Raw genomic sequence first — 12,935 nt, 5'->3', positions numbered from 1 at the left:
TCGTCCGATGACTCAGTGGAACGGCGCGAAAAGCGTCGAAAAGGGCCTGGAGCAAGCCCGGCAGGGCACCGCCGGACGCGCTGCGGGTTCGAAAGCGGATTCGACAGCGCCGGGCGCGCGAAGGTTCGCGCGGCGTGCCTGACGGTGGCCGGGCACGTCGCGCCGGACGCGGCACGCCCGGCGCGATGGGCGTCAGCCCGCCTTGCCCTGCTTCGCGACGGCGGCCTGCGCCTGCGCGATCGCTTCCTGGTCGCCGAGGTAATAGTGCTTGATCGGCTTCAGGTTCTCGTCGAGTTCATACACGAGCGGCACGCCGTTCGGGATGTTCAGGCCGACGATGTCGCTGTCCGAGATGCCGTCGAGGTACTTGATCAGCGCGCGCAGCGAGTTGCCGTGCGCGGCGATCAGCACCTGCTTGCCGGCGCGGACGGCCGGCGCGATCGACTCGTTCCACAGCGGCAGCACGCGCGCGACCGTGTCCTTCAGGCACTCGGTGAGCGGCAGCTGCTCGCGCGGCACCTTCGCGTAGCGCGGGTCGTTGAACGGCGCGCGCTCGTCGGTCGGCTCCAGCGCGGGCGGCGGCGTGTCGTAGCTGCGGCGCCACACGAGCACCTGGTCGTCGCCGAACTTCGCGGCCGTTTCCGCCTTGTTCAGGCCGGACAGCGCGCCGTAGTGGCGCTCGTTGAGGCGCCACGAATGGACGACCGGCAGGTACATCTGGTCCATCCGGTCCTGCACGTGCCACAGCGTACGGATCGCGCGCTTGAGCACCGACGTGTACGCGATGTCGAACGTGTAGCCGGACTCCTTGAGCAATTCGCCGGCCTGGTAGGCCTCGTTGCGACCCTGTTCGGTCAGGTCGACGTCGACCCAGCCGGTGAAGCGGTTTTCCTTGTTCCACGTCGATTCGCCGTGGCGGATGAGAACGAGTTTGTACATGGATCTTGCGGTCGGTAGTGAAGGAAGCGGGGCGCATCGCACGGGACCCGACCGGGGCCCGCCATCGCGCAAGACGGTTATTTTATAATGGCGGGATTGTCCTCATCCGATTTCTCTTTTTCCGGCGGAATTCCGTGACGTTCTTTACCGATTACACGAACCTGGCCCTTATCGCGATCCTCGTGGTCTCCGGCGGCCTGCTGGCCTGGCCTGCACTGCGCCGCGGCCGTGGCGGCCTGTCGGCCGCAGAAGCGACGCAACTCATCAACCGCCGCAACGCGATCGTGATCGACGTGCGCGCCGCGGCCGATTTCGCTGCCGGCCACCTGCCGTCGGCGCGCCAGGTCGCCGCGGGCGAGATCGGCGCGAAAATCGCGCAGGTCGCGAAGAACAAGAGCACGCCGGTGCTGCTCGTCTGCCAGAACGGCCAGCAGTCGCAGAAGGCGGCGCGCGAGGTCGAGGCGGCGGGTTACGCCGAGGTGCACGTGCTCGAAGGCGGTGTGGCCGCCTGGCAGCAGGCCGGGATGCCGGTCGTCAAACAAGGAGTGGCGAAGTGAACAAGGTTTTGATGTACAGCACGCAGGTGTGTCCGTATTGCATGCAGGCCGAGCGCCTGTTGAAGCTGCGCGGTGTCGAGCAGATCGAGAAGGTGCTGATCGATCGCGATCCGGCCCGCCGCGAGGAAATGATGACGCGCACGGGGCGCCGCACGGTGCCGCAGATCTATATCGGCGACACGCACGTCGGCGGCTACGACGATCTGTCGAAGCTCGACCGCGAAGGCGGGCTCGTTCCGCTTCTGCAAGCAGCCTGATTAGGGCAGAATGGCCGCCGGCCGCGCCGCGGCTTGGGCGCGCAGGATTCATCCGTGGCGGCCGGCGAGAAGCCGGGCCGCCCCGTCACCACTTTTAGGGAAACACCATGTCCGACGTCGAAAACCAACCGTTCTTCAACATTCAGCGCGTCTACCTGAAGGATATGTCGCTCGAGCAGCCGAATTCGCCGGCGATCTTCCTCGAGCAGGACATGCCGTCGGTTGAGGTCGAAGTCGACGTGAAGGCCGACCGCCTCGCGGAAAGCGTGTTCGAAGTCGTCGTGTCGGGTACCGTCACGGCGAAGGTGAAGGACAAGGTCGCGTTCCTGATCGAAGCGAAGCAGGCCGGCATTTTCGACATCCGCAACATTCCGGACGAACAGCTCGACCCGCTCGTCGGCATCGCATGCCCGACGATCCTGTTCCCGTACCTGCGTTCGAACATCGCCGACGCGATCACGCGCGCAGGCTTCCCGCCGATCCACCTGGCGGAAATCAACTTCCAGGCGCTGTACGAGCAGCGTCTCGCGCAGCTTCAGCAGCAGGCCGGCGCAGCAGCAGGCGCGCCGAACGGCACGACGCTGAACTGACGTTTCACTCGGACCGGTGCTGGGTATGAAAGTAGCCGTTCTCGGCGCCGGTGCCTGGGGCACCGCGCTCGCGGGCCATCTGGCCGCGCGGCACGATACGCTTCTGTGGGCGCGCGACGCCGCGCTCATCGCCGGGCTGCAGGCCCGGCACGAAAATTCCCGTTATCTGGACGGCATCGCGCTGCCTGACGCGTTGCGCTACGACGCCGATCTCGGCGTCGCGCTCGCGCATGGCGCCGCGGACGACGCACTGTGCGTGATCGCCGCGCCGGTGGCCGGGCTGCGCACGCTGTGCCACGCGATGCGCGACGCAGGCTGTGTGCCTGCGCATATCGTCTGGGTTTGCAAGGGCTTCGAGGCCGATACGCATCTGCTGCCGCACCAGGTGATCGCGGCCGAGCTGCCCGAACAGCAGAGCAACGGCGTGCTGTCGGGCCCGAGCTTCGCGCGCGAGGTCGGGCAGTCGCTGCCCGTCGCGCTGACGGTGGCGAGCGCGTCCGCCGCGTGCCGCGAGCGCACGCTTGCCGCGTTCCACCATGGCGCAATGCGGATCTATACAGGCGACGACGTGGTCGGCGTCGAGGTCGGCGGCGCGGTGAAGAACGTGCTGGCGATCGCGACCGGCATTGCCGACGGCCTCGGCCTCGGGCTGAACGCGCGCGCCGCGCTGATCACGCGCGGCCTCGCCGAAATGTCGCGGCTCGGCGTGGCGCTCGGCGGCCGCGCGGAAACCTTCACGGGCCTCACGGGCCTCGGCGACCTGATCCTCACCGCGACGGGCGACCTGTCGCGCAACCGCACGGTCGGCCTGCAACTGGCGGCCGGCCGCACGCTGAACGACATCCTCGGTGCGCTCGGCCACGTGGCCGAAGGCGTACGCTGCGCGCAGGCCGTGCTGGCGCTTGCGCGCGCGCAGTCGATCGAAATGCCGATCACCGAAGCCGTATGCGGCGTGCTGTTCGACGGCATCGCACCGCGCGACGCGGTCAGCGGCCTGCTGCGGCGCGACGCGCGCGCCGAGTAGCGCGAACCGGCGCTGCCCGGTGCGGTTGCGCCGGGCGTGCGGCGCCAAAGCGGACTACGCTTGAACAGTCTCCGGCGTTCCGGGAGGGTGTCATGCTGCAGATCGGTTCCACCACGCTCGACGCGCAGGTCGTCGACATCACGACGCTCGATGTCGACGCGATCGTCAACGCCGCGAACGGCTCGTTGCTCGGCGGAGGCGGCGTCGACGGCGCAATTCACCGCGCGGCCGGCCCCGGCCTGCTCGCCGAGTGCCGCACGCTCGGCGGCTGCGACACGGGCGACGCGAAGCTCACGCGTGGCCACGCGCTGCCGGCGCGCTACGTGATTCATGCGGTCGGCCCCGTGTGGTACGGCGGCGGGCGCGGCGAGGCCGACCTGCTCGCGTCGTGCTACCGGCGGGCGATCGAGCTGGCCGAGGAGGTCGCCGCAACGTCGATCGCGTTCCCCGCAATCAGCTGCGGAATCTACCGTTATCCGGTCGAAGAGGCCGTCGGCATCGCAGTGGGCGCCGTCGCCGAAATGCTGCCGCAGGCGCCGAGCCTCGCACGCGTGGTGTTCGCGTGCTTTTCCCCCGACATTTACGACCTGTATCGCGTGCGGCTCACGCGAGCCTGATGCATTCTGCCTCGCGGGTTGCGCCCGGCGAGCGTCAGGCGCCGCCTTCGAAGCCGGCCTGGCGCCATGCCTCGAACACGACCACGGCGACCGTGTTCGACAGGTTCAGGCTGCGGTTGTCCGGCCGCATCGGCAGGCGCACGCGCTGTTCGTTCGGAAAGCGTTCGAGCAGCTCGGCGGGCAGGCCGCGGGTTTCCGAGCCGAACACGAACCAGTCGCCCGGCAGGAACGCATGATCGTGGAAGCGGCCCGAGCCGCGTGTCGTGAACGCGAACATCCGCGCGGGATCGGGCGCTTCGGACGCGAGGAACGCATCCCAGTCGCGGTGCACGCGCATCTGCGCATACTCGTGATAGTCGAGGCCGGCGCGGCGCATCCGCGCGTCGTCGAGCGGAAAGCCGAGCGGTTCGATCAGGTGCAGGTGCGCGCCCGTATTGGCGCACAGGCGGATCACGTTGCCGGTGTTCGGCGGAATTTCGGGGGCGACGAGGACGACGTTGAACATGTTTCGGTTTGGCTGGGCCGGCCGGGGCGGCGCAACGTGCGCGTTCCCGGCTGGCCGGTTCGTGACGGCCGTGGCCACGTTGGCGCGGCCGGCCTCTCTATCTAATTAATCCCTGGCGGTGCGCAGCGCAACCAGATTCGTCACGCGCGCGGCGCCTGCCGCCTGCAGCGCGTGCGCGGCCGCCGCGAGCGTCGCGCCGGACGTCATCACGTCGTCGACGAGCGCGACGTGGCGACCGGTGACGTCACCGGTTACCGCGAACGCGGCCGTCACGTTGTCGCGCCGTGCCTGCCGGTCGAGCCGCGACTGCGGTGCCGTGTGGGCGACGCGCGCGAGCAGTGACGCGTCCGCTCGCACGTCGAGCCGGCGTGCGAGCGGGCGTGCAATCGCCCACGCCTGGTTGTAGCCGCGCGCGACGAGCCGCCGGTGCGACAGCGGCACCGGTGCGACCAGGTCGAAACGGTCCACGCCGCGCGTATCGTCGACCAGTCGCGCGAGCCGGGCCGCGAATTCTGCGCCGAGTGCGAGTCGCGCATGAAACTTCAGGCCGCGCGCGAGCCCGTCGAGCGGCGCGCGGTAATCCGCGAGCGCGAGCGTGGCGTCGAACGGCGGCGGCGCGGTGCGGCACGCGTCGCACCGGTACGCGGCCGGGTGGCCGGCGCCGGTCCGGCCGCCGCCGCGCGAACGCGTCTGCCCGGCGCCCAGCGGCAGCGCGCAGGCATCGCAGCGCAAGCGCGCTTCATTCCAGTACGCGGCGTCGCAAGCATCGCATATCACGGCGTGTGACAAATTGCCGCACAGTGCGCAGCGATTCGGCAGTGCGGCCGCGGCGACCTTCACCGCCAGCACGCGAACCTGCGACAAAACGACGCGCATCGTGCGCTCGGCGGAACTGCGGATCATCGCAACACTCCTGCCACCCCGCCTCAATGAAGCTTCCGGGGCGAGCGAGTATACTTCGGGCTCTTCGCCAGTGTGCCCGACATGTCCCCAGCTTCGACTTCCACCGGCCGTCCGGCCAATGACGCCAGGCGGCTGCGGCGGATCTTCGACCGCCGTGCCGCCACGTTCGATGCGGTCGCGTTCCTGCCGCGCGAGATCGCGCAGCGGATGAACGAGCGTCTCGAATACATCAAGGTGAGCCCCACGGCCGTGCTCGATGCCGGCTGCGGCCCGGGCGACGACCTGCCGGCGCTGCGTGCGCGCTTTCCGGAAGCCCCCGTGTTCGGCGTCGACCTGTCCGGCGCGATGCTCGCGCGGGCCGGTCAGCGCGAGGTCGAGCAGACCAACTGGCGCCGCTGGCTGCCGGCGTCGCTCGGTCGCGCGCTGGGCCAGCGCGGCCCGCGCGTCGCGCAGGCCGACTTCGCCGCGCTGCCGTTCCCGGGCGGCGCGTTCGACCTGATCTGGTCAAATCTCGCGCTCCACTGGCATTCGCGCCCCGATGCGGTGCTGCCCGAATGGCAGCGCGTGTTGCGCGTGAACGGCCTGCTGATGTTCAGCACGCTCGGCCCCGACACGCTGCGCGAGCTGCGCGCGGCCTGCGCGGACGCCGAAGCGGCGCTGGGCATGGCCCCGCCGGCCGCGCGCGTCATCGATTTCGTCGACATGCACGACCTCGGCGACATGCTCGTCGAGAGCGGCTTCGAGATTCCCGTGATGGATCAGGAAGTGCTGACCGTCACCTACAAATCCCCCGATTCCCTGCTGGCCGACGTGCGCCGCTGGGGCGCCTATCCGTTCGAGCGCACGGCGCCGCAGCACGCGACGCGGCGCTTTCGCGCGGCACTCGGCGACGCGCTGGAGGCGCGCCGGCGCGAGGACGGCACGATTCCGCTGACCTTCGAGGTGATCTACGGCCACGCCTGGAAGGCCGTACCGCGCACGACCGCCGAAGGGCACGGGATCGTGCGCATCGAGGATATCGGCAAGGGGCGTCCGAAGAATCGGTAAAGCGGTAAAGAGGGGTTTTGTTATGTCTGAAATTAGCGGCGCAAAGCGGGGTCGAATTAGCGCGAAAAACGGCCGAAAAGCTTGTCGCGCTTGGCTTGCGGGGCGATAGGCGCTTGCTTGTGGATGCCATTGAACCCGCCTATAATGCGTCAGCTTGTCGTCCCGGGGTCCCCGCAATACGGGGCGACGAGTCCGATGCAGGCATGCATCGCATGCCATTCGCGTGAGGCGGCGATGGAAGCAGCGAGGGTTTTGGCGGAGACGACGAACGGCGAGCCGGTCCTCGAAGACTGGCTGATGAAACGCAACTGTTCGGTGTCGCCACGCCAGTTCGTGCTGTTTTACGCGTCGCTCGCGGGCTTCTCGCTGGTGATCGCGACGTTGCTGATGTGGATAGGGGCTTGGCTCGTCATGCCTTTTACCGGAATCGAGTTGCTGGCGGTGGGTGTCGCATTTGCGGTTTATGCTCGCCATGCGGTCGATTACGAGCGCATCAGGCTGTTTCCGCATCGGCTCGTGATCGAGCGGATGGATGCGGAGCGGCTCACGCAGATCGAATTCAACCCGCGCTGGGTGCGGGTCGAGCCGGGTGCGACGCCACGCGATCCGATTCGACTGGTATCGCGCGGGCAGACCGTCGTAATCGGGCAGCATCTCGCGCAGTACAAGCGTGCGCAGTTCGCCGACGAACTGCGCGTGTCGCTCAGGCGCTGCGGCTGACGAGGCGCGGGCACCGGCCGGAAACAGGCCGGCGACTTGCGACGGGGGAGGGTTTGAATGGAAATTTTGGGTAAGGATGCTATGAAAACAATCAAGCGAGCCCTCGCGGGCGTGCTGGCATGCAGCGGATTGCTCTTTGCCGGTGCGGCCCTGGCGGTCGGTGATAGCCCGGGCGGCCCCCGTGTCAACGAGATCAACTTTCAGCCGCCTGTCACGAAGATCGCCGAGGAGCTCTACGATCTCCACACGATGATGCTGATCCTGTGTACGGTGATCTTCGTCGGCGTGTTCGGCGTGATGTTCTATTCGATCTTCGCGCACCGCAAATCCAAAGGCCACAAGGCCGCCAATTTCCATGAAAGCACGACCGTCGAGATCATCTGGACGATCGTGCCGTTCGTCATCGTCGTGCTGATGGCGCTGCCGGCGACGAAGGCCGTCGTCGCGATGAAGGACACGACGAACGCCGATCTCACGATCAAGGTCACCGGCTACCAGTGGAAGTGGGGCTACGACTACGTGAAGGGCCCGGGCGAGGGCATCGGCTTCCTGTCGACGCTCAGCACCCCGCGTGACGAAGTGATGGGCAAGAAGCCGATCACCGACACCTATCTGCAGGAAGTCGACAACCCGCTCGTCGTGCCGGTCAACAAGAAGATCCGCATCATCACGACCGCGAACGACGTCGTCCACTCGTGGTACGTGCCCGCGTTCGGCGTGAAGCAGGATGCGATCCCCGGCTTCGTGCGCGACACGTGGTTCAAGGCCGACAAGGTCGGTACGTTCCGCGGTTTCTGTACCGAGCTGTGCGGCAAGGAACACGCGTACATGCCGGTCGTCGTCGAAGTGCTGTCGGAAGACGACTACGCGAAGTGGGTGACCGCGCAGAAGGCCAAGCTGGCCAGCGCCGCAGTCGATCCGAACAAGGTCTACACGATGGCTGAACTCGTCGCGCACGGCGAGGAAGTCTACAAGGCGAACTGCGCGGCCTGCCACCAGGTGAGCGGCAAGGGCCTCGGCGCATTCCCGGCCATGGACGGCAGCCCGATCGTGAACGGCCCGATCGCCGGCCACGTCGAGCGCGTGCTGCACGGCAAGGGCGCGATGCCGTCGTGGGCGTCGCTGTCGGATCTCGACATCGCTTCGGTCATCACGTACGAACGCAACTCGTGGGGCAACCACAAGAACGACCTGCTGCAGCCGAAGCAAGTGGCTGATGCGCGCAACGGCAAGATGCCGGAAGACGCGGCGGGCGCGGCAGCGGCACCGGCTGAAGCGGCTTCGGCACCGGCGCAAGCCGCGTCGGGCGCCGCCGAGCAGCCGGCAGCAGCAGCGGCATCGGCCGCGCTGTCGACGATCTACTTCGAAACGGGCAAGAGCGTGCTGCCGGCCGACGCGAAAGCGGCGATCGCCGCTGCGGCCGACTATGCGAAGGCACATCCGGACGCGAAGCTCGCGCTGTCGGGTTTCACCGACAAGACGGGCTCGGCCGACGCGAACGCCGAGCTGGCGAAGCATCGTGCACAGGCCGTGCGCGATGCGCTGAAGGCAGCAGGCGTGGCGGAAGACCACATCATCATGAAAAAGCCGGAAACGATCACGGGCGGGGCTGACGCTAAGGAAGCCCGGCGGGTCGAGATCGGTCCGGCGGCTTGACGTGTCGCTGAGTTAGTCGACGTATTCGCATTAGGAGATTCTCATGTCTAGCATCGGGCACGACGTAGCCGCGGACCACGCGCACGACGACCACGCGCACGAAATGCCGCACGGCTGGCGGCGCTGGCTGTTCGCCACCAACCACAAGGACATCGGTACGCTGTACCTGCTGTTCTCGTTCATCATGTTCCTCTCGGGCGGCGTCATGGCGCTCGGCATCCGTGCCGAGCTGTTCGAGCCGGGCCTGCAGATCATGCGTCCGGAGTTCTTCAACGAACTCACGACGATGCACGGCCTGATCATGGTGTTCGGCGCGATCATGCCGGCGTTCGTTGGCTTCGCGAACTGGATGATTCCGCTGCAGATCGGCGCATCCGACATGGCGTTCGCGCGGATGAACAACTTCAGCTTCTGGCTGCTGCCGGTCGCGGCCGTGCTGCTGGTCGGCTCGTTCTTCGCGCCGGGCGGCGCGACGGCTGCCGGCTGGACGCTGTACGCACCGCTGTCGACGCAGATGGGCCCGGGCATGGACTTCGCGATCTTCGCGGTCCACATCATGGGCGCATCGTCGATCATGGGCGGGATCAACATCGTCGTGACGATCCTGAACATGCGCGCACCGGGCATGACGCTGATGAAGATGCCGATGTTCGCATGGACGTGGCTGATCACGGCGTACCTGCTGATCGCGGTGATGCCGGTTCTGGCAGGCGCGATCACGATGGTGCTGTTCGATCGCCACTTCGGCACGTCGTTCTTCAACGCGGCAGGCGGCGGCGACCCGGTGATGTACCAGCACATCTTCTGGTTCTTCGGCCACCCCGAGGTGTACATCATGATTCTGCCGGCGTTCGGGATCGTGTCGCAGGTGATCCCGGCGTTCGCACGCAAGACGCTGTTCGGCTATAGCTCGATGGTGTATGCGACGGCTTCGATCGCGATCCTGTCGTTCATGGTCTGGGCGCACCACATGTTCGCGACGGGCATGCCGGTCACCGGCCAGCTGTTCTTCATGTACGCGACGATGCTGATCGCGGTGCCGACGGGCGTGAAGGTGTTCAACTGGCTCGCGACGATGTGGCGCGGCTCGATGACGTTCGAAACCCCGATGCTGTTCGCGATCGGCTTCCTGTTCGTGTTCACGTTCGGCGGCCTGACGGGCCTGATGCTCGCGATGGCGCCGCTCGACATCCAGTATCACGGCACCTACTTCGTGGTGGCGCACTTCCACTACGTGCTGGTGGCCGGGTCATTGTTCGCGCTGTTCTCGGGCTGGTACTACTGGGCGCCGAAGTGGACGGGCTGGATGTACAACGAGACGCGCGGCAAGATCCACTTCTGGGCGTCGATGATCTTCTTCAACCTGACGTTCTTCCCGATGCACTTCGTCGGTCTCGCCGGCATGCCGCGTCGTTATGCGGACTACCCGGCGCAGTTCACGGACTTCAACCAGGTCGCGACGATCGGCGCATTCGGCTTCGGCCTCGCGCAGGTGTACTTCCTGTTCGCAGTCGCGCTGCCGGCCTACCGTGGCGGCGGCGAACTGGAAAAGGCGTCGGACAAGCCGTGGGATGGCGCGACGGGCCTCGAGTGGACGGTGCCGAGCCCGGCTCCCTTCCACACGTTCGAGCAACCGCCGCACGTCGAGTAAGTTTCACCCAGCGCTCCGCCGCTGCCTGCCGCGCAGGCAGGCGCGGCGGGGTGCGGAATCGAGATTTCAGCGAAGTTTCAGATGAACCGGAATCCACAAGAAAGACGAACGCCCGAGCAGATTCGCGCGGGCAACAAGCGGCTCGGCCTCATTCTGCTCATCATCGCCGCCGTTTTCTTTGTGGGTGTCGTGATCAAGCAGTGGTGGCTGTCCACTCACTGATGCAGCAATAGACGCAGTAGCGAGGAAGTAGTCGTATGTCGAAGCCGGAAGAGGGCGCCGTCGATCGCGCGTTCAATCGTTCGATGCTGGTGAAGCTCTTCGTCGTGGCCGGGCTGATGTTCGGTTTCGGCTTCGCGCTGATCCCGATGTACCGGGCGATCTGCCAGATCACCGGCATCAACAACTTGGTGCAGCGCGATGTCAGCGAGCGCGAGGTGAAGAACTCGCAGGTCGACTACAGCCGCACGGTGTCGGTCGAGTTCGATGCGAACGCGCGCGGGCCGCTCGGTTTCAAGCCGGAGCACAACAGTCTCGACGTGCACCCGGGCGAACTGATGACGATCGTGTACGACGTGACGAACGGGCAGGGCCGGCCGGTCGTGGCGCAGGCGATTCCGAGCTACGCGCCGAAGCAGGCGACGGAGTTTTTCAAGAAGATCGAGTGCTTTTGCTTTACGCAGCAGACGCTGGCCGCGAACGAATCGCGCAAGATGCCGGTGGTGTTCGTGATCGATCCGAAACTGCCGAAGGATGTGAAGACGATCACGTTGTCGTACACGTTCTTCGAGCTGAATACGCCGGCCACGCCGGCGCCGGCGCAGCGGAGCACCGCGGCGCAGGGCGCGGCGAAGCCGGACGCATGACGACGGAGGCGGGGCGATGACGGAGGTCAAGCGGGGCGGGTCGTTCGGCCAGGCGCTGAAAGCCGTGTTGTGGTCGTTCTTCGGGGTGCGCAAGCGGCGCGACCTGGAGGCTGACGCGACGCAACTGAATCCGCTGCACGTGCTGATCGTTGCGTTGCTCGCGGCCGGCGTGTTCATCGGCGTGCTGATCCTGATCGTGCGCGCCGTCGTGGGCTGAGGCCCGCGGTCACGAAAGAATGCAGTGCGCGGCGCCACGGCGCTGCGTGCAGGAAAGAGCGGTAGCAGTCGTGCCGCGCAAGAAATAAAGCCGGAGCGGTTTCCGGTACACAAATTGGACAGAAGTGGAGAATCAAGCATGAGCGGTCAAAACCAGACCCCGTACTATTTCGTGCCGCATCCGTCGCACCATCCGATCAGTGCGGCCATCGGCCTGCTGGTCATGCTCGGATCGGCGGCGCTGTGGATCAACGGTCACGACTGGGCGCCGTTTACGGCGCTGCTCGGCCTGCTGTGGTTGCTCTTCACGCTGTATCACTGGTTCGGCGACGCGATCGCCGAATCGGAAGGCGGTCATTACGGCAAGAACGTCGACAAGTCGTACCGCTGGAGCATGAGCTGGTTCATCTTCTCGGAAGTGATGTTCTTCGGCGCGTTCTTCGGCGCGCTGTTCTACGCGCGTGAAATCGCACTGCACCAGCTCGGCAGCCTCGACTACAAGCTGATCTGGCCGGATTTCTCCGCCGTGTGGCCGAACGAAGGCCCAGCCGCGCTCGCCGGTCACTTCAAGACGATGGGCCCGTGGCCGATCCCGACGCTGAACACCGCGTTCCTGCTGTCGTCGGGCGTGACGCTGACGATCTCGCACCACGCACTGCGTGACGATCATCGCAAGAAGGCGATCGCCTGGCTGGCTGCGACGCTCGCGTTCGGTATCTGCTTCCTGTTCCTGCAGGGCTTCGAGTACTACCACGCGTACAACGAACTGAACCTGACGCTGAACTCGGGTGTGTACGGTTCGACGTTCTTCCTGCTGACGGGCTTCCACGGTTTCCACGTGTTCCTCGGCGGCACGATGCTCGCGGTGGTGCTGGTGCGGATGATCCGCGGCCACTTCAAGCCCGATCATCACTTCGCATTCGAAGGCGCCGCGTGGTACTGGCACTTCGTCGACGTCGTCTGGCTTGGCCTGTACGTCGTCGTCTACTGGCTGTAAATGGAACAACGGCCCGCGCAGCAATGCGCGGGCCGTTTTCATTGGTGTCGTGGGCGCGGCAGCGAGGCTGCGAGCGACACCACCCTGGCGCCGCCGCGACTCAGTCAGGCGGCGCTTTTGCTTGGTGGCGCGGCCGTGCGGCGAAATGTCACAGCGGCCGCGGCGTCGAATCGATCAACGCCCGATCGGCAGGCCGGTCGAATGGATCCAGCCCATCTGGTTCGCGATCAGGATGAGCAGGAACAGCGACACCGACAGCCCGACGCGGGTGGCGAGCGACCAGACCATGCGCTTCGTGTGGCCGCGGTCGTGCATCATGAAGTAGAGCGCCGAGCCCATGCTGGCAATGATGAGGACGAAGGCGATGGGAACGAGGATGTGCATGACACG

17 protein-coding genes are annotated in these 12,935 nt (G+C 66.4%); 13 read left to right on the top strand and 4 right to left on the bottom strand.

The window, feature by feature from the left end; translation table 11 throughout:
* Positions 1-192: 192 nt before the first annotated feature.
* Complete coding sequence (gpmA, locus tag KEC55_RS14985) at positions 193-939, bottom strand: 2,3-diphosphoglycerate-dependent phosphoglycerate mutase (protein WP_282506030.1); 747 nt, start codon at positions 937-939, stop codon at positions 193-195.
* Between the two features lie 134 nt (positions 940-1,073).
* On the opposite strand from gpmA, the gene KEC55_RS14980 reads away from it, so the two are divergent.
* From KEC55_RS14980 to KEC55_RS14960, 5 genes are all read left to right on the top strand, one after another.
* The gene (locus KEC55_RS14980; protein WP_124452157.1) at positions 1,074-1,496 is read left to right on the top strand and encodes a rhodanese-like domain-containing protein; all 423 of its coding nucleotides are present in this window, start codon (positions 1,074-1,076) and stop codon (positions 1,494-1,496) included.
* Positions 1,493-1,753, top strand: a complete 261-nt coding sequence (gene grxC / locus KEC55_RS14975) for a glutaredoxin 3 (protein WP_006477722.1) — start codon at positions 1,493-1,495, stop codon at positions 1,751-1,753. The genes KEC55_RS14980 and grxC overlap by 4 nt, the downstream gene beginning before the upstream one ends.
* A 107-nt stretch (positions 1,754-1,860) precedes the next feature.
* Positions 1,861-2,343, top strand: coding sequence for a protein-export chaperone SecB (gene secB, locus KEC55_RS14970; protein ID WP_011353285.1), 483 nt, complete (start codon positions 1,861-1,863; stop codon positions 2,341-2,343).
* Between the two features lie 25 nt (positions 2,344-2,368).
* Entirely contained in the window at positions 2,369-3,367 is a 999-nt protein-coding gene (locus KEC55_RS14965) for an NAD(P)H-dependent glycerol-3-phosphate dehydrogenase (RefSeq protein ID WP_176049601.1), read from the top strand.
* A gap of 92 nt (positions 3,368-3,459) precedes the next feature.
* Positions 3,460-3,984, top strand: a complete 525-nt coding sequence (locus KEC55_RS14960; protein ID WP_282506029.1) for an O-acetyl-ADP-ribose deacetylase — start codon at positions 3,460-3,462, stop codon at positions 3,982-3,984.
* A 34-nt stretch (positions 3,985-4,018) separates the two neighbouring features.
* On the opposite strand, the gene trmL is transcribed toward KEC55_RS14960, so the two are convergent.
* The gene (trmL, locus tag KEC55_RS14955) at positions 4,019-4,489 is read right to left on the bottom strand and encodes a tRNA (uridine(34)/cytosine(34)/5-carboxymethylaminomethyluridine(34)-2'-O)-methyltransferase TrmL (RefSeq protein ID WP_282506028.1); all 471 of its coding nucleotides are present in this window, start codon (positions 4,487-4,489) and stop codon (positions 4,019-4,021) included.
* 105 nt (positions 4,490-4,594) lie between these two features.
* Complete coding sequence (locus KEC55_RS14950) at positions 4,595-5,392, bottom strand: ComF family protein (RefSeq protein WP_282506027.1); 798 nt, start codon at positions 5,390-5,392, stop codon at positions 4,595-4,597.
* A gap of 81 nt (positions 5,393-5,473) precedes the next feature.
* Between KEC55_RS14950 and KEC55_RS14945 the strand changes: the two genes are divergently transcribed.
* The 8 genes from KEC55_RS14945 to KEC55_RS14910 all read left to right on the top strand — a co-directional run bounded on the left by KEC55_RS14945 (position 5,474) and on the right by KEC55_RS14910 (position 12,545).
* A complete protein-coding gene (locus tag KEC55_RS14945; protein ID WP_282506026.1) occupies positions 5,474-6,439 on the top strand; it encodes a methyltransferase domain-containing protein in 966 nt (321 codons plus the stop codon).
* A gap of 195 nt (positions 6,440-6,634) precedes the next feature.
* The gene (locus KEC55_RS14940) at positions 6,635-7,159 is read left to right on the top strand and encodes a DUF2244 domain-containing protein (protein WP_282507537.1); all 525 of its coding nucleotides are present in this window, start codon (positions 6,635-6,637) and stop codon (positions 7,157-7,159) included.
* A 57-nt stretch (positions 7,160-7,216) separates the two neighbouring features.
* A complete protein-coding gene (coxB, locus tag KEC55_RS14935; RefSeq protein ID WP_175847423.1) occupies positions 7,217-8,815 on the top strand; it encodes a cytochrome c oxidase subunit II in 1,599 nt (532 codons plus the stop codon).
* Positions 8,816-8,858: 43 nt separating this feature from the next.
* Positions 8,859-10,466: a cytochrome c oxidase subunit I gene (gene ctaD / locus KEC55_RS14930; protein ID WP_021163746.1), complete on the top strand. Its 1,608-nt coding sequence runs from the start codon at positions 8,859-8,861 to the stop codon at positions 10,464-10,466.
* A gap of 81 nt (positions 10,467-10,547) precedes the next feature.
* Positions 10,548-10,688, top strand: coding sequence for a cytochrome oxidase small assembly protein (locus tag KEC55_RS14925; RefSeq protein WP_282506025.1), 141 nt, complete (start codon positions 10,548-10,550; stop codon positions 10,686-10,688).
* Between the two features lie 35 nt (positions 10,689-10,723).
* Positions 10,724-11,332 carry a cytochrome c oxidase assembly protein gene (locus tag KEC55_RS14920; RefSeq protein ID WP_282506024.1) on the top strand — a complete coding sequence of 203 codons (609 nt, stop codon included), beginning with the start codon at positions 10,724-10,726 and terminating at the stop codon, positions 11,330-11,332.
* 16 nt (positions 11,333-11,348) lie between these two features.
* Positions 11,349-11,549: a DUF2970 domain-containing protein gene (locus tag KEC55_RS14915; RefSeq protein ID WP_021163748.1), complete on the top strand. Its 201-nt coding sequence runs from the start codon at positions 11,349-11,351 to the stop codon at positions 11,547-11,549.
* A gap of 138 nt (positions 11,550-11,687) precedes the next feature.
* Positions 11,688-12,545, top strand: coding sequence for a cytochrome c oxidase subunit 3 (locus KEC55_RS14910; protein ID WP_059233128.1), 858 nt, complete (start codon positions 11,688-11,690; stop codon positions 12,543-12,545).
* Between the two features lie 174 nt (positions 12,546-12,719).
* Here the strand turns inward: KEC55_RS14910 and KEC55_RS14905 are convergent, their stop codons facing one another.
* Positions 12,720-12,929 (bottom strand): twin transmembrane helix small protein, encoded by a 210-nt coding sequence (locus KEC55_RS14905; protein WP_282506023.1) that lies wholly within the window; start codon positions 12,927-12,929, stop codon positions 12,720-12,722.
* Positions 12,930-12,935 lie beyond the last annotated feature (6 nt).

It is taken from the genome of Burkholderia cepacia (assembly GCF_029962485.1).
GTDB lineage: Bacteria > Pseudomonadota > Gammaproteobacteria > Burkholderiales > Burkholderiaceae > Burkholderia.
This window is presented reverse-complemented; position numbering and strand designations above follow the sequence as displayed.